Source organism: Clavibacter sp. B3I6, from assembly GCF_030816895.1.
Classification (GTDB): Bacteria; Actinomycetota; Actinomycetes; order Actinomycetales; family Microbacteriaceae; genus Clavibacter.
In genome coordinates, this window is sequence record NZ_JAUSYL010000001.1 from 2,000,908 (window position 1) to 2,016,327 (window position 15,420).

At 76.0% G+C, this 15,420-nt stretch carries 17 protein-coding genes and 1 pseudogene; 7 read left to right on the top strand and 11 right to left on the bottom strand.

Annotated features, from left to right (window positions below):
• The first annotated feature begins 25 nt into the window (after positions 1-25).
• The 3 genes from QFZ62_RS09550 (at position 26) to QFZ62_RS09560 (ending at position 2,325) form a co-directional block, all read left to right on the top strand.
• Positions 26-976: a DMT family transporter gene (locus QFZ62_RS09550; protein WP_307504792.1), complete on the top strand. Its 951-nt coding sequence runs from the start codon at positions 26-28 to the stop codon at positions 974-976.
• A 9-nt stretch (positions 977-985) separates the two neighbouring features.
• Positions 986-1,201 (top strand): AsnC family protein, encoded by a 216-nt coding sequence (locus QFZ62_RS09555; protein ID WP_307504794.1) that lies wholly within the window; start codon positions 986-988, stop codon positions 1,199-1,201.
• Positions 1,202-1,341: 140 nt separating this feature from the next.
• Positions 1,342-2,325 (top strand): serine hydrolase, encoded by a 984-nt coding sequence (locus tag QFZ62_RS09560; RefSeq protein ID WP_307504797.1) that lies wholly within the window; start codon positions 1,342-1,344, stop codon positions 2,323-2,325.
• Positions 2,326-2,347: 22 nt separating this feature from the next.
• On the opposite strand, the gene QFZ62_RS09565 is transcribed toward QFZ62_RS09560, so the two are convergent.
• On the bottom strand, positions 2,348-2,950 hold the full coding sequence (locus QFZ62_RS09565; protein ID WP_307504800.1) for an AAA family ATPase: 603 nt from the start codon (positions 2,948-2,950) through the stop codon (positions 2,348-2,350).
• 66 nt (positions 2,951-3,016) lie between these two features.
• On the opposite strand from QFZ62_RS09565, the gene QFZ62_RS09570 reads away from it, so the two are divergent.
• The 3 genes from QFZ62_RS09570 (at position 3,017) to QFZ62_RS09580 (ending at position 4,625) form a co-directional block, all read left to right on the top strand.
• Positions 3,017-3,466 (top strand): MSMEG_6728 family protein, encoded by a 450-nt coding sequence (locus tag QFZ62_RS09570; protein ID WP_307504803.1) that lies wholly within the window; start codon positions 3,017-3,019, stop codon positions 3,464-3,466.
• A gap of 240 nt (positions 3,467-3,706) precedes the next feature.
• Complete coding sequence (locus QFZ62_RS09575) at positions 3,707-4,198, top strand: FBP domain-containing protein (protein WP_307504806.1); 492 nt, start codon at positions 3,707-3,709, stop codon at positions 4,196-4,198.
• A gap of 88 nt (positions 4,199-4,286) precedes the next feature.
• A complete protein-coding gene (locus tag QFZ62_RS09580) occupies positions 4,287-4,625 on the top strand; it encodes a YnfA family protein (RefSeq protein ID WP_307504808.1) in 339 nt (112 codons plus the stop codon).
• A gap of 57 nt (positions 4,626-4,682) precedes the next feature.
• Here the strand turns inward: QFZ62_RS09580 and QFZ62_RS09585 are convergent, their stop codons facing one another.
• From QFZ62_RS09585 to QFZ62_RS09605, 5 genes and pseudogenes are all read right to left on the bottom strand, one after another.
• Positions 4,683-5,900 (bottom strand): glycoside hydrolase family 26 protein, encoded by a 1,218-nt coding sequence (locus QFZ62_RS09585; RefSeq protein WP_307504811.1) that lies wholly within the window; start codon positions 5,898-5,900, stop codon positions 4,683-4,685.
• 61 nt (positions 5,901-5,961) lie between these two features.
• A complete protein-coding gene (locus QFZ62_RS09590; protein WP_307504814.1) occupies positions 5,962-6,636 on the bottom strand; it encodes a response regulator transcription factor in 675 nt (224 codons plus the stop codon).
• Entirely contained in the window at positions 6,633-8,018 is a 1,386-nt protein-coding gene (locus QFZ62_RS09595; protein WP_307504817.1) for a sensor histidine kinase, read from the bottom strand. The genes QFZ62_RS09590 and QFZ62_RS09595 overlap by 4 nt, the downstream gene beginning before the upstream one ends.
• 79 nt (positions 8,019-8,097) lie before the next feature.
• Positions 8,098-8,931, bottom strand: coding sequence for an ABC transporter permease (locus tag QFZ62_RS09600; RefSeq protein ID WP_307504820.1), 834 nt, complete (start codon positions 8,929-8,931; stop codon positions 8,098-8,100).
• Positions 8,928-9,909, bottom strand: a pseudogene (locus QFZ62_RS09605) (ATP-binding cassette domain-containing protein). The gene QFZ62_RS09600 and the pseudogene QFZ62_RS09605 overlap by 4 nt, the downstream one beginning before the upstream one ends.
• Positions 9,910-10,094: 185 nt before the next feature.
• On the opposite strand from QFZ62_RS09605, the gene QFZ62_RS09610 reads away from it, so the two are divergent.
• Positions 10,095-11,093 (top strand): hypothetical protein, encoded by a 999-nt coding sequence (locus QFZ62_RS09610; RefSeq protein ID WP_307504822.1) that lies wholly within the window; start codon positions 10,095-10,097, stop codon positions 11,091-11,093.
• Here QFZ62_RS09610 and QFZ62_RS09615 read toward each other — a convergent pair.
• Genes QFZ62_RS09615 through QFZ62_RS09635 form a run of 5 tightly spaced genes read right to left on the bottom strand, consistent with a single transcriptional unit; the run spans position 11,090 to position 15,360 of the window.
• On the bottom strand, positions 11,090-11,311 hold the full coding sequence (locus tag QFZ62_RS09615) for a hypothetical protein (RefSeq protein WP_307504825.1): 222 nt from the start codon (positions 11,309-11,311) through the stop codon (positions 11,090-11,092). The two genes, QFZ62_RS09610 and QFZ62_RS09615, sit on opposite strands and share 4 nt — an antisense overlap.
• Positions 11,312-11,367: 56 nt before the next feature.
• Positions 11,368-12,024, bottom strand: coding sequence for an HAD family phosphatase (locus QFZ62_RS09620; protein ID WP_307504827.1), 657 nt, complete (start codon positions 12,022-12,024; stop codon positions 11,368-11,370).
• Positions 12,021-13,337: an ROK family transcriptional regulator gene (locus tag QFZ62_RS09625; protein ID WP_307504830.1), complete on the bottom strand. Its 1,317-nt coding sequence runs from the start codon at positions 13,335-13,337 to the stop codon at positions 12,021-12,023. Before QFZ62_RS09625 ends, QFZ62_RS09620 begins: the two co-directional genes overlap by 4 nt.
• Positions 13,338-13,357: 20 nt before the next feature.
• The gene (locus QFZ62_RS09630; RefSeq protein WP_307504832.1) at positions 13,358-14,590 is read right to left on the bottom strand and encodes a Gfo/Idh/MocA family protein; all 1,233 of its coding nucleotides are present in this window, start codon (positions 14,588-14,590) and stop codon (positions 13,358-13,360) included.
• A complete protein-coding gene (locus tag QFZ62_RS09635) occupies positions 14,587-15,360 on the bottom strand; it encodes a ThuA domain-containing protein (RefSeq protein WP_307504835.1) in 774 nt (257 codons plus the stop codon). The genes QFZ62_RS09630 and QFZ62_RS09635 overlap by 4 nt, the downstream gene beginning before the upstream one ends.
• Positions 15,361-15,420: the final 60 nt, after the last annotated feature.

The window sequence follows — 15,420 nt, forward strand, 5'->3', positions numbered from 1 at the left end:
TATACCGATCTGTATAGTCGACCTCATGACCAGTACACAGATCGGTATACCTCGACGCCTCGTGACCGTGGCCGCCGCGGCCGGGTTCGTGCTCGCGTGGAGCTCCGGCTTCCTCATCGCGGCCATCGGCACGGTCGAGGTGCCCGCGACGACGCTGCTCCTCTGGCGCTTCGCGCCGCTCGCGGTGGTGCTCGCGGCGCTCGTCGTCGTGACCGGCGCGGCCCGCGGGATCGCCCCGCGGACGCTCGGCCGGCAGGCGCTCATCGGCGGCTTCGCGCAGCTCGGCTACTGCGCGTTCGTGTACGCGGCGATCGGCGCGGGGATCGCGACCGGCACCACGGCGCTCATCGACGCGGTGCAGCCGCTCGTCGTCGCGACCCTCGTGGGCCCGCTGCTCGGGCTGCGCGTGCGCGGCGCGCAGTGGGGCGGGCTCGCGCTCGGCGCGGTGGGGGTGGTGCTCGTGGTGCGGTCGCAGGCGGGGGCGGCGGATGCGGATCCCGTCGCGTACCTGCTCCCCGCGGCGGCGATGGCGTGCCTCGTGGCCGGCACGTTCCTCGAGCGCCGGTCCAACGGGCGGCCGCCCGTGCTCGTGACCCTGACCGTGCACGTCGCCGTCACCTCGGTGGCCCTGCTGGTCGCCGCCGCCGCGACGGGGACGCTCGCCCCGCCCGCGGATCCCGCCTTCTGGATCACCACCGTCCTCGCCGCCCTCGTGCCCACCCTCGGCGCCTACGGCCTGTACTGGTGGCTGCTCGAGCGGGTCGGGATCACGGCGCTCAACGCCCTGCTCTTCCTGGTCGCCCCGACCACGGCGGCGGCGGGCGCGCTGCTGCTCGGTGAGCGGATCACGCTCGTGACGCTCGCCGGGTTCGCGCTGTGCGGCGCAGGAGTGGCCGTGGTGCTGGCGACGGAGGGGCGGCGACGCACGTCGCCGTCGGCCCGCCCCGCCCGGCCGGCCCGCGCGGCCGTCAACTAGCATCGACGGATGACCGCGGACGGACTGCAGGGACTCGTCGCCTCCCTGCGAGACCAGGGCCCGGCCGACGCCCTCCGCACCGTCGCCCGGCTGCGCGGCGAGCTCGCGCGCACGGAGGCGGGCCTCGTCCGCAGCGCGCGCCAGGCCGGGCTCTCCTGGGAGGCCATCGCGGAGTGCCTCGGCGTGACGAAGCAGGCCGTCCACCGCCGGTACGGCAAGCAGTAACGCCGGCCCCGCGGACGTCAACACACGTTGACGCCGTCCCTCGGTTCCGCTACCGTCGGCCGGGAGGATCCGTCAACACACGTTGACGACCGTGGGCCGCGGAGGCCGACGGCGGATCCGGCATCGGAGGAGGCGACGACGTGACGGCACGCGGATGGACGGGGGACGCGGAGCTGCTCGGCCCGGTCGGGCGGGCGCTGCGGACGTCGTGGCCGGCGGCGGTGGCGGTGGCCACGCCCGGGCGGGTGCTCGTCGCGACGACGCGCGCCGCGCCCGAGCGCGCCTACGAGATCGGATCGGTCGGCAAGGCGCTCACGGGCATGCTGTTCGCCGACGCGCAGGAGCGCGGCCTGGTCACGCCCACGACCGCGCTGGGCGACCTGCTCCCCCTGGCCGACCACGGCCCGGTGGCCGGCGTGACCCTGGCCTCCCTCGCCGTGCACCGCTCCGGGCTCCCGCGGCTGGCCCCGGGCATGCACGTGCTCCGCCGCAGCATCGCCCTCTCCCTGCGCGGCGCGAACCCGTACGGCGAGACGCTCGACGAGCTCCTCGAGCAGACGCGCGGTGTGCGGCTCGGCCCCGCGCGGCCCCGCTACTCGAACCTCGGCTTCGAGCTGCTCGGGCACGCCCTGGGCAGCGCCGATGGCCGCGGGTACGGCGGGCTGCTGCGCGGCGTCCTGGGCGACGGCTGGTCGACCCCGGCCCGCCCGGAGGACCTCCGCGAGGTCGACCTGCGCGGATCCTCGCGGACCGGCCGACCGGTCGAGCCGTGGACGGGCGAGGGCCTGGCGCCCGCGGGCGGGATCCGGGCGAGCGTCGGCACCGTGGGCGCGCTGCTGCGGGCGATCCTCGACGGGTCGGCCCCGGGGATCGTGGCGCTCGACCCCGTCGCCGACTTCTCCTCGCGCGTGCGCATCGGGGCCGGGTGGATCACGCTCGCCCACCGCGGCCGTCCCGTGGCGTGGCACAACGGGATGACCGGCGGATTCGCCAGCTGGGTCGGCGTCGACCGCGCGGCCGGCGTCGGCGTGGGCGTGCTCTCCGCGCGGTGCCAGGGCGTCGATCGCGCCGGGTTCCGGCTGCTCGAGGAGTTCGCGGCGGACGGGGCGGCGACCCGGGGCTGACGCGGCTCCGGGACCGCGGCTCCTACCCGGAGCCGGCCGGACGCACCGGCGGCGCCGGAGCCGGCGGCGCGGACCGCGGCAGCCCGCGCAGCCACACGTCGATCTCCCGGGTCGACCGCAGGCGCACGATCCGCAGGTGCGGGTGCGCGATGGCCGCCCGCACGATGCGCTGGCGCAGCTTCGCCCGCCCCTTCCACCCCCAGCGGATGATGTGCTCCGGGTCCGTGAGGATCGTGTGGAGAGGCGGCTCCACGTTCCCGTGCCAGAGCGGCACGCGGTACCAGCGGCGGTGCAGCGTGCGGCGGATCAACCGACCCATCTGCACCGCGACCGGCAGGTCGAGCCAGACCAGCGTGTCCGCGCGCGACGGCAGCAGCTCCCCGAGCTGGGTCGTGTACTGCCACTCGCTGACCCAGGCGTTCCGGGAGGAGAAGGCCTCGACGTCGTCGCGGAAGCCGGGCAGCTCCGTCCAGCCGGGCCCGTGGAAGAGGGAGTCGAGCTCCCGGTACGGCACGCCGGTGCGCACGTGGATGCGCCGGGCGAGCGTGGACTTGCCGGTGCCCGCGGGCGCGCCGAGGAGGATGCGCCGGGGCGGCGGATCCAGGCGGTCGAGTGCTCCGAGCATCCGCCGATCCTAGGGGGCGCGGGTGGGGCGGCACCGGGATCCGCCCCGCCGGAGTTGACTGGTCGGATGCAGACGTTCCTCCCCTACCCGGACCTCGCGGCGAGCATGGCGGTGCTCGACGACAAGCGGCTCGGGAAGCAGCGCGTCGAGACGCTCCAGGTGATGAAGGCCGTGACCGTCCCGGGCTACGGCTGGCAGAGCCACCCCGTCACGCGCATGTGGCGCGGCTACCGGCCCGCGCTCATGGAGTACCAGGAGGCGACCTGCGCCGAGTGGATGTCCCGCGGCTTCGCCGACACCTGCTTCGAGAAGACGCTCGTGATCCTCGCCGAGGTGCCCGAGGACCTCGCCGCCTACACCGAGGGCCGCATCGCGCAGCCGCCGTGGTGGGGCCGCGAGGAGCTGCACCTCTCGCACCGCTCGAAGCTGCTGGCGAAGGCGCCGGCGCTGTACCGGCCGGCGTTCCCGGAGGATCCGGACGACCTCGACTACGTGTGGCCGGGCGCGAGCGCGTGATCCGCGTCCCTGCGCCCGGGGTAGCCTCGACGCGTGAGCAGCACCAGCAGCGCGACGCCCTCGGGGTGCGGGGAGGTCGTCGGCGGCTCGTCCGTCGGCACCAGGTAGTCACCGGATCCGCCGCCGTCCCCCCTCGGGGCCGGCCCGTCCCGGCGCGCCGTCGATCCGCGAGGATCCGGACGCCGACCCCCTGACACCCGTTCCCGCGGCACCGCCGCGACCCCGCACGAAGGGCACCCCATGCTCCCCCTGACCGAATCCGACATCCGCGCCTCCCTCGTCAACGCGTCCCAGCGCGAGGCGCGCGACCTCCACCTCCCGGAGGGCTTCGCCGACCTCCGCTGGGACCGCCTCGACTTCCTCGGCTGGCGCGACCCGAAGGCCCCGCAGCGCGGCATCGTCGTCGTCCCCGTGGGCGACCGCCTCGTCGGCGTGATGCTCCAGCAGGCGAGCGCCGCCCCGCGGTCGCGCGCCCAGTGCACCTGGTGCCAGGACGTGCGGCTCCCCGCTCCCGTGGTCTTCTACGGCGCGCGGCGGGCCGGGGCCGCGGGCCGCAACGGGAACACCGTGGGCACGCTCGTGTGCGCCGACTTCGAGTGCAACGCGAACGTGCGGAAGCCGCGCCCCATCCCGTACCTCGGCTTCGACCCCGAGGCGGCGACCGCGCAGCTCATCGACGACCTGCGCACCCGCGTGGCGGCGTTCGCGGCGGACATCGCGTCGACGGCCTGACGGGCTGAGGCGCGGACGCGCTGAGGGTCGGACTGGCTGACCGCCGGGGCGGCTGCCCTGCACCGCGCGGATCCGCCAAGCTCGGGGCATGCTCCTGCGCACCGTGATCCTGTTCGCCCTCGCCGCGGTCGCCGAGATCGGCGGCGCCTGGCTCGTCTGGCAGGCGGTGCGCGAGGGGCGGCCGTGGTGGTGGGCCGGGCTCGGGGTGATGGCGCTCGGCGCGTACGGCTTCATCGCGTCGCTGCAGGAGGACGCGTCCTTCGGGCGGATCCTCGCGGCGTACGGCGGCGTGTTCGTCGCGGGATCGCTCGCGTGGGGCGCCGTGGTGGACGGCTACCGGCCGGACCGCTGGGACGTGATCGGCGCGGTGATCTGCTTGCTCGGCGTCGCGGTGATCATGTTCGGGCCGCGCGCGCAGGGCGCCTGACGCGCATCCGATGCGCCCGCCCGCGGCCGCCCGCGCGCCGGTGGGAGACGGACCGCGTCAGCCGGCCGCGTCGGGAGCCGCGGTGGTCGGCAGCGCGCACGGCTCGGGATCGGCGCCGAAGCGGAGCCACTCCGGGAGCTCCGCGGCGAACGCCTCGCGGGTGACCGCGTCGCCGAGCACGGTCCAGTCGACGCGCTCGCCGACCTCGGCCTCGTCCTTGTCCCACTCGAACCAGTTGACCATCTTGAGCTCGGGGAAGCGGGTCGCGGTCTCCTCCGACAGCACCTGCGACCACCACGCCCGCTTGATGGCGCGCTCGCCCGCCGCGTCCCCGCGCGGCACGACGAGGGCTGCCGTCTCGGGGATCGCGACCGGCTTGCCGTGCTCGACGCCGTACACGCCGTAGAAGTCGGGCACCGCGGTCTGGTCGCCGTCGAGCCCGTCGTACTCGCCGGTGAGCTGTGCGGCGAACTTGCCCTCCTCGGGGAGGACGTTCTCGCCCCAGGGGTGCTTCGAGCCCCAGTGGTACAGGGACATGCCGACCCAGTCGACCGCGTCGTCGCCCGGGTAGTAGGGGGCGTACGGGTCGTCGGCGATCGTGAGGGCGCCGTCGCCGTCCGTGTCGAGGATCGGGAACGCGGCGCTGTCGGGCGCGGCCGCGGCCGGGCCGCCTTCGAAGGGGTACCCGCCGCCCTCGTTCGGCGCCCACATCGTGGCGCTGCCGGGCGCACCCGCGTGCAGGGCGTCGGCCATGCGGCGGAAGGCCGCGACGTACTCCTCCGGCTGCTGGCCCCACGCGTACCAGGAGCCGTTCATCTCGTGGGCGAAGCGGACGACGACGGGCACTCCCGTGCGCTGGATCCCGTCGACGAGCGACGCGACGTCGGCGGCCACGTCGTCGGTGACGGCCGCGAGCCCCTCGCGCGGCTCGAGCGTGAGCAGCAGCGTGCCGCCCATGCCGCGCACCTGCTCGCCGGCGGCGCGGACGTTCTCGAGGTCCGTCGCGTCCATCGGCACGTCGGCGAACGACACGGCGACCCCGGGGTCGCGGCCGAGCAGGTCCGCGTACTCGGCGAGGGTCTGCTGACCCCAGTCGGGGTTCACGCCGAACAGCGCGCCGTCGGCGGGGACGGCGTCGGCCGCCGTGCGCGTGACGCAGGAGGGCAGCTCGGGCTCGCCGGGCGCGCACCCGGCGAGGAGGGCGAGGCCGGCGACGCCGAGGCCCGCGATCAGGGGGACGGACGAGAGGCGACGGCGGCGCGGCGAGGAGGACATCGCTCCCAATTATGAGGGCGGGGAAACGCCGATCCGTGCGCGCGCGGCGAACCGTGATCACTCACTCCGCCCCGGCGCGCACCAGGCCCGTCTCGTAGGCGAGGACGACGGCCTGCACCCGGTCGCGCACGCCGAGCTTGGCGAGGATCCGGCCGACGTGCGTCTTCACGGTCGCCTCGGCGAGGAACAGGTCGCCCGCGATCTCCGCGTTCGAGCGCCCCTCGGCGACGCGGCGCAGCACCTCCGTCTCGCGCGGCGTGAGGGCGGCGAGCCGGGGGTGGATGCCCGCGGCGGCCGGCGCGGATCCCACGGGCAGCACGTCCGCGAACATCTCCAGCATCCGCCGGGTCACCCGCGGTGCGACCACGGAGTCGCCGGACGCCACGACGCGCACCGCGGAGGCGAGCTCGGCCGGGGTCGCGTCCTTGAGGAGGAACCCGCTCGCGCCCGCGCGCAGGGCGGCGAAGGCGTGCTCGTCCACGTCGAACGTCGTGAGGATGAGCACGCGCACGTCCGGGTGCTCGGCCACGATCCGGCGGGTCGCCTCGATGCCGTCGACGCCCGGCATCCGCACGTCCATCAGCACCACGTCGGGACGGAGCGCGGCGACCTGGTCGATCGCGGTGCGCCCGTCGGCGGCCTCGCCCACGACCTCGAGGTCGGCGGCGCTCTCGAGCACGAGCCGGAAGCCCATGCGCACCAGCGACTGGTCGTCCACCAGCAGGATCCGCGTCATCGTCCGTCCTCCTCATCGTCGTCGTGGTCCCACGGGAGCTCGGCGCGGACGCGCCAGCCCCGGCCGTGCGGGCCGGCCTCCACGGTGCCGCCGAACGCGGCCGCGCGCTCGCGCATGCCGAGCACGCCGCGTCCGGATCCGAGGGCCGGCTCCCCGGCGACGCCCGCGCCCCGGTCGGTCACGTCCACCTCGATGCGGCCGGGCGCGCGGCGGACCGCCACCTCCACGCCCGCGGTCGCCGGCGCGTGCCGGAGCACGTTGGTCAGCGACTCCTGCACGATGCGGTGCACGGCGAGCTGCAGCGTCGCGTCGGCCTCGAGGAGCCGGGCGTCATCGAGGCCGGACGCCCGGACGGGCAGCCCGGCCAGCCGGAAGCGGTCGACGAGCGGGGCGATGTCCGGGATCCCGGGCAAGGGCGCGACCGACGGCTCCCCGCCGTCCGCGCCGGTCCCGCCCGGCGCCTCCCCGTCCAGCACGCCGAGCACGCGCCGCATGTCGCCGAGGGCGGTGCGGCCGGTCGCGACGAGCTCGTCGAGGGCGAGGCGGGCGCGGTCCGGCGCCCAGTCGAGCGCCATCGACGCGCCGCCGCCGAGGGCCACCATGACGGAGATGCCGTGCGCGACGACGTCGTGCATCTCGCGGGCGATGCGCGCCCGCTCGGCGGCCTGCGCCAGCCGGGTGCGCTGCTCGGCCTCGCGGGCCACGGCCTCGGCCGCCTCCACCAGGCGCGCCACGTGCAGGCGGCGGCTCCGGACGCTCGTGCCGACGGCCACGGCGAGGAGCGCCAGCACCAGCACGGGCAGGGCGATCTGCTGCCAGCCGCCGAGGGACGGATCCCGCGCGAGGGCGGCCCCGGCGGTCGGCTCGACCCGGCCGAGCCCGCTCATGATGGAGCCCACCTGGATCGGCAGGGGCAGCACCCGGGCGGTGGCGAGCATCGCGAGGACCGCGGGGACGCACACGGCCCACGTGATGAGGGGACGACGGGCGACCGCGACGGCGTACAGGGCGAGCGCCAGCCCCAGCTCGAACCCGGACGACGTGCCCGTCAGGGCGAGGGCGGCCAGCCCGAGGACCGCCATGCCCGCCGCGACCAGCACGGGACGGCGGCGTCGCCACGCGAGCAGCGCGCAGCCCGCGACCGTGAGCACCAGCGAGGCGGCCTGCATGCGGAGCACCTGCTCTCCGCCGAGGTGCGCGGAGAGCGAGTGCATGGAGTCGGCGCCCATGCCGACGGCCAGCGCCCAGGCCGCGAAGCAGGCGACGAGGACGACGTCCATCGCGACCGGCCGCCGCGCGAGGAACCGGCCGATCGGGCCGAGGCGCCGCACGTGCAGCTCGCGGAGGAGGGGCGCGGGCCCCGGCCCCGGCCCCGCGCTCACGCTCGCTCCTGGATCATCGTGAACACTCTGGCAGGTGGCGGACTCCCGGCGGGGTGCCGCGAGCGCGAGGGCTCGCGCATCAGGCATCCCGGCGCCGCAGCAGCACGACCGCGACGGCGAGGACGCCGACGACCCAGACGAGCATCACGCCGTACCCGCCCCACGGCGTCAGCTCCGAGCTGTTCGAGACGGTGATCACCGAGCCGACCGCGTCCGAGCGGAGCAGGCGGCTGCCCGCGCTCGACGGCAGGTGCGCGGCGAGGGACTGCAGGGGCGCCCACGGGATCGCGGCGAGCAGGTTCTCGACCACGAGCAGCAGGCCGACCACGACGGAGATGCCGGCGGCGGGGCTGCGCACGAGCATGCCGATCCCGAAGGCGAGCGCGGCCACGGCGCCGAGGTAGAGGGGCGTGCCGAGGACGAGGCGGGCGTCCTCCCCGCGGGTCAGGTCGATCGACATGCCCGTCGGCCCGAACCAGGGCGCGCACGCGGCCCAGGCGGCGAGCACCGCGACGGTCGACGCGGCCACGACCACGAGCACCACCACGAGCAGCTTGGCGAGGAGCGCGCGCACCCGCATGGGCGTGACGGTGAGGGTGGTGCGGATCTGGCCGGACCCGTACTCGCCCGCCACGACCATCACGCCGAGGATCGCGAAGGCCAGCTGCGCCAGCGCGACGCCGCCGGTCGCGTACGCCGCGCCGACCATGCCCTCCGAGCCGACGGCCTCCGGGACGCGGGCGATGCTGATGACGCGGGAGACCGCGAAGGCCGGCACGACGGCGGTGCCGAGCGCGAGGATCCACCAGGTGGAGCGCAGCGACCGGAGCTTGATCCACTCCCCGGCGACGAGCCGACGGAACGTGGCGGGCTGGACGGCCGTGCGATGCACGGTCGAGACGACGGCGGTCATGCGGGTCCTCCGGTGGTGGGGGTGCGGGCGGCGGTGGCATCGGCAGGGGCGGTGTCGGCGCGGGCGGCCGATGCGGCGGAGCGGTGCTCCACCTCCCCCGCGGTCAGCTGCAGGTACGCCTCCTCGAGGGAGACGTGGACGGGTGCGAGCCCGTGGAGGACGATGCCGGCGGATGCGGCGAGCGCGGCGATCTCCGGGGCGTCGATGCCGGTGGCGTCGAGCACGTCGTGCTCCACGGCGACCGCGCCGACGCCCGGCCGCCCCGCGAGCTCGCGCTCGAGCTCGGGCCGCATGGGCGTCCGGACGCGGACGGTCCGGGTCTGCGCGCGCTCCACCACCTCCCGCGTGGGGGCGTCGACGATCACGCGACCGCGGCCGAGGATCAGCAGGTGGTCGGCGGTGAGGGCCATCTCGCTCATCAGGTGCGACGAGAGGAGCACCGTGCGCCCCTCGGCGGCGAGGCCGCGGAGGAGGGTGCGGATCCAGTGCACGCCCTCCGGGTCGAGCCCGTTGACCGGCTCGTCGAGTATCAGGGTGCGCGGGTCGCCGAGGAGCGCGGCGGCGATGCCGAGGCGCTGCCCCATGCCGAGCGAGAAGGTGCCGACGCGGCGGCGGGCGACGCTCGCGAGGCCCGTCATGTCGAGCACCTCGTCGACGCGGGCGGGGGTGGATCCCGTGCGTGGCCGCCAGCGAGAGCAGGTGCGCTCGCGCCGACCGGCCGGCGTGCACGGCCGTCGCGTCGAGCAGCGCCCCCACCTCCCCGAGGGGCGCCCGGTGCTCGGCGTACCGCCTCCCGTTCACGGTGACGCGCCCGGACGTGGGCCGGTCGAGGCCCACGATCATGCGCATCGTCGTGGACTTCCCGGCGCCGTTCGGCCCCAGGAACCCCGTGACGACGCCGGGTCGGACGGTGAAGTCGACGTGGTCGACCGCGCGTCCTCCCGGGTGGTCCTTGGTCAGGCCGGTTGCCTCGATCATGTGCCCTCCTCTGCTCGGCTCCTCGAGCCTGACGTCGGGCCGCGGCAGGCGGGACGACCACGAGGACCAGATCGGGCCGGCGGCGCCCTACGCCGCGGGGATGACCCGCTGCGTCCCCGGGCGCACGCGGACGGGACCCGATCGGGGGCGGGCGGGCGGCGGGCGCGCGTCGCTAGCGTGGGCGGATGACCACGCCCGACACCCCTCCCGCCGTCCGTGCCGAGGGGGCGGGCCACCGTCGCAGCGGGGCCGGCGGCGTGCTCCTCGCCCTGGCCGTGGGCGTCGCCGCCGCCGTGCTCGGGCTGCTCCCCTGGATCGTCGCGGGCCTCCGCCTGCCACCGCAGAACCTGTGGGCGGAGGACGTCGCCTCGCCCGCGGACATGCCCATCGCGCTCCTGCCGCTCAACCAGTACACGGCCGCGCTGCTGGCCGCGGTGATCGTGGTCGGCGGGGCCGCCGCCGGAGTCGCCGCCCGGATCCTCCGGCCCCGGCTGCCCCGCGCGGGCGCGTGGCTGGTGGTCGCGGGGCTGGTCGTCGCGCAGGCGGCGGCGCTCGTGCAGACCGCGCGCGTGACGGCCGACGGCCTGGGCATGGACGACCCCCAGCCCGCGGGCGTCGACCGCACCGGGGCCGTGATCAGCGAGGCGCAGGTGTACCTCGTCGCGTTCGTCGCGGGCACGGTCGCGGCCATCGCCCTGGCCGCGGTCGTCGCCCTCGTGCTGGCCCTCGCCCCCGCCGGGGTCGCCGTGGTGGCGGCCGCCGTGCCCGCGGTCCTCCTCGCCACATGGGTGTCGGGTGCCGTCCCGCCGACCGAGGCCTGGTCCTCTCCGGTGGTGCCTGTCCTCACCGCCGTGGCGCGGTGGGTGCCGCCCGTCGCGCTCGGGCTCGCCGTCGCCGCCACGGGACTGCGCGGCGTGGGCCGGATCGTCGGCTCCGTGATCGCGGTCGTCCTGCTCTGGGTGGGGTCGGCCGTCGTCATCGCGGTGTCCTCCGCGCTCGGCACCCGGTCCCTCCTCCGCTATCCGCTCGAGCTCGCCGACTACGCGGGCGCCGTGTTCATCGCGGCCCTCGGCTCGCCCGCGCGGGTGCTGCCGGAGCTCGCGGTGCTCGTCGCGGTCGCGGTCGTGGGGGCTGTCGTCGTGCGGCAGCGGCACCGGCAGCGGCAGCCGCGCCCCGTCGGCTAGCGGCGGCCGCGTCCCGAGCCCGCGCGACGGCCGAGGAGGTGCGCGGCGAGGAAGCACGCGGCACCGAGGCCGAAGAGCCCGGCCACGACCCAGCTGGCCGAGGCGGCGGGGTCGACGGCCGCGCGGACGGCGTTCGCCACGGCGATCACCCCGAAGAGGACGGTCATGACGAGGGCGTACCGCCGCCCGCGGGAGGAGGCCGGCCCCGAGGTGCTCATGCGCACCAGCCTAGGAGCGGCGGATCCCCACGCGGACGAGAGCAGGAGCGCCGCCGTCACCCCACGAGGTCGCGCAGCAGGTCCGGCAGCTCCGCCATGTCGTGGAACACGGTCGCGCCCGCGTCGCGCAGCCGCTCGGCCGGCGTGAGCCCGCCCGCGTAGCCGAGCGCCCGCATCCCCGCCGCGAGGGCGCCCTGCACGCCGAACGGGCTGTCCTCGACGACCACGCAGCGCGACGGGTCGACGCCCATGCGCGAGGCGGCGAGGAGGAAGAGGTCGGGCGCGGGCTTGCCGTGCTCCACCTCGGTGGCGCTCGAGATCCGGCCCTCGAAGCGCGGGAGCAGGCCCGTGCGGGCGAGGTTCGCGCGGATCTTCGGGTGCCCGCCGCTGGAGGCCACGCACGTCGGCGTCGCGATGCGGTCGAGCGCGTCCGCGATCCCCGGCACCGGCTGCAGGTGCGCGGCGAACGCGTCCGCGTACCGGTGCGCGTACGGCGCGTCCCAGTCGTCGGCGAGGGGACGGCCGAGGTGCGCCGCGACGTCCGCCGTGAAGTCCGCGTGCGACCTCCCTATGAAGCGGTCGACGATCTCCGCCGTCGTGAGGCGCCAGCCGAGCTCCGCGAGCACCTGCCGGTCGATCTCCACGGCGAGCACCTCGCTGTCGACGAGCACGCCGTCGCAGTCGAGGATGACCAGGTCGACGGGCGCGTTCACGCCGTCGTGCGCTCCGCGTCGGCGGCCGCCTGCCGGGCCACGCCGGACGGATCCACCAGCACGCGCGCGAAGGCGAGCTCGGCCGCGCCGATCATCAGCCGGTCGGGCCCGAGGGCGGCGCGGCGGATGCGGAGGGCCTCGCGCGCGCCGGGGAGCGCCTGGGCGGTGGCGCGGGCGAGGATGCGGTCGGGGTCCGCCGCGTGCAGCGACCCGAGGAACCCGCCGAGCACCACGAGCGACGGGTTGAAGATGTTGACGACGTTCCGCAGCGCCACCGCCAGGTTGTCGATCTGCCGCTCCACCTCGGCGGTGACGGCCGGGTCGCCCGCCTCGAGCGCCGCCTGGAGCACGTCGCCCAGCTCGTCGGCGCGGGCCCGCGGGAGGCCCGTGACCTCGAGCAGCGCGTCCTGGCCGACGGTCGTCTCGAGGCAGCCCACCGCGCCGCAGTGGCAGAGCTCGCCGCCCGAGTCGACGAGGGTGTGGCCGAGCTCGCCGCCGTAGCCCTCCGCGCCGCCGAACGGGCGCCGGCCGATGAGCACGCCTCCGCCGACGCCGCTCGCGCCGCCGTTGAGGTAGACGAGGTCGTCGACGTCGCGGCCGGATCCGAAGCGCCCCTCCGCGACGGCCGCGAGGCTCGCGTCGTTGGCGGCGAGCGCCGGGAGGCCCGTGGCCTCGGCGAGGAGCGCGGCGAACGGCTCGTCGACCCAGCCGAGGTGCGGCGCGAGGCGCACCATCCCGCCGTCGAAGCGGACGAGGCCGGGCACGGCGACGCCGATGCCGAGCACGCGCGCGTCGGGCCGGGTGGCGCGGAGGTCCGCCCGGATCTCGGCGATGATCGCGCTCGCGAGCTCGGCGGCGCGCGCGGCCGTAGGGATCCCGTCGGTGTCGCGGCGGACGCGCCGCTGCACGACCCCGTCGAGGCCCACGAGCCCGACGGTGACCGCGTCGATCTCGGGGTTCACCGCGAGGACGACGACGCGCGGGTCGGCGGAGACGATGGGGCTCGGGCGGCCGACGCGGTTGGTGCCGGGCGGCTCCGACTCGATCACGAGGCCGAGCTCCTGCAGCTCGCCCACGAGCGCCGCGATGGTCGAGCGGTTGAGGCCCGTCTCGCGGGTCAGCTCGGAGCGTGACGCGGGGCCGGTCTCGTGCACGATCTGGAGCACGGTCGCGAGGTTCGAGCGGCGGACGTGGTCGGGCGTGGTGCCGCGGGAGCGGGGATCCGGCGCGAGCGGCACGGCCCGGGCGGGATCCGCGACCGGCGCGAGGGCCGCGGGGACGCGCTCGGCGTCGCCCGTCTCGTGCCCGGTCACTGGATCCCCACCCGACGAGGCTACCCGGCGGCGGCCGGGCGGACGACGGCCGCGGCCCCCGCGGACACCTGCCCGCGCAGCGCCCGGCGCACGCCCGCGCCGCTCCAGGAGGCGAGCCGCGCGCGCACGTCGTCGCGCCGCTCGTCGCTGAGGGCGGTCGCGTGCGCGCGCTCGAGCACGTCGTCGATCGCGACCCGCGCGCCCGTGTCCTTCGACTCGATCGCCGCCTCCACCATGGCGAGGCTCATCACGTTGCCGTGCACCTCGCCGTGCGGACGCTCGCCGGTGCGGAGCGCGCGCACGAACGCGCGAAGCGATCCGGCGATCTCCACGCCCACCGACTCTGCGGCCTCGGGCTCCGCGGGCGGCCCGTCGGGCGCGTCCGTGATGTCGCTCGTGGGCGCGTGGTCGCCGTCCCAGCGGGCGGTGCCGTGCGCGCCGCTCATCCGCCACGATCCGTTCCACGAGGTCTCGTCGCCCGGGCTGCACCAGCTGCCCGTGTAGACGTACCGCACCCCGCCCTCGAACGCGAAGACCGCGGTGGCCGCCGCGTCGCCGCGGTACCAGCTCCAGTCCGGGTTGTAGGACTCGCAGTAGACGCCCACCGGATCCGCGTCGAGCAGGTACCGCACGGCGTCGAACTGGTGCACGGCCATGTCGAGGAGGAGCACGTCGTCCATCTCCTCGCGGAACCCGCCGAAGTGCGGGGCCTTGAAGAACTCGGTGGTGACGATGCCGACGCCGCCGAGGTCGGCCGCCCGTCGCTTGAGCGCGACGAGGTGGTCGTTGTACCGGCGCGACTGGCTGACCATGAACAGCTCGCCCGTGATCTCCGCGGCCGCCGCGAGCGACAGCCCCTCGGCGACCGTCAGCGCGACGGGCTTCTCGCCGAGCACCGGCAGGCCCGCGAAGAGCGCCTGCGTGGTGACGGGGTGGTGGGCGCGCGGGATGGTGACGTCGATCACGGCGTCGGGCCGCACCCGCTCGATGATCTCGCCGAGGTCCGTGGACCACTCCGCGGTGGCCCCGTGCGCGGCGGCGCCGGCCTGCGCGGCCTGCGCGTCGAGGTCGACGACGCCCACGAGCTCGACGTCGGGATCCTCCGCGACGGTCCGGAGCCACGCCTGGCCCATGCCGCCGGCGCCGACCTGCACGACCCGGAGGCGCGCGCCGTCCGCGGGCGCGACGACCCGGTGCGCGGCACCCTCGGGCTCCGCGGCGCGTTCCGCGGTGCGCTCCGTCGTGTCCGTCATCGCTCGAGCGCCCCGGCGTAGTCGGCGCCCTGGAAGAACTCGCCGGACTCGTACCGCAGCAGCGTCGGCGTCGCACGCTCCTCGGTGGCGCGCGCCCACTCGCAGGCGTTCGCGATCACGCGGCGCACGTCCGGGTGGTGGTAGACGGGGAAGTCCTGGTCGCCGGGCGAGAAGAAGAAGATCCGGCCGAAGCCGCGGCGGTAGGTCATGCCGCTGCGGAACACCTCGCCGCCCGTGAAGCCGGAGATGAAGATCAGCTCGTCGGGCGTGGGCACGTCGAAGTACTCGCCGTACATCTCCTGCTCGTCGATGACGATCGGGTTCGGCACGCCCCGCGTGATGGGGTGCTGCGGGTTCACGGTCCACACCAGCTCGCGGTCGTGCTCGCTGCGCCAGCGGAGGGTGCAGGTCGTGCCCATCAGCTTCGTGAAGATCTTCGACCAGTGGCCGGAGTGCAGCACGATGAGGCCCATCCCGGCGAGCACGTGGCGGTGCACGCGCTCGACGATCTCGTCGTCCACCTCGCCGTGGGCGGCGTGGCCCCACCAGGTGAGGACGTCGGTGCGGGCGAGCAGCTCCTCGGTGAGGCCGTGCTCGGGCTGGTCCATGGTCGCGATCTCGACGTGCGCCTCGGGCAGGTTCTCCTGCACGCCCTCGGCGACGGCGCCGTGCATGCCGGTCGGGTAGCGCTCCTGCACGTGCTGCTCGATCTGCTCGTGGCGGTTCTCGCCCCAGACGGTGACGCGGAGCGGGGAGGTGGTGTCGGTCATGGTCGTCCTTCTCTACATGCGGTGCGGATGGCGGAGGATGCGGGAGCGCGGTCGGGCGCG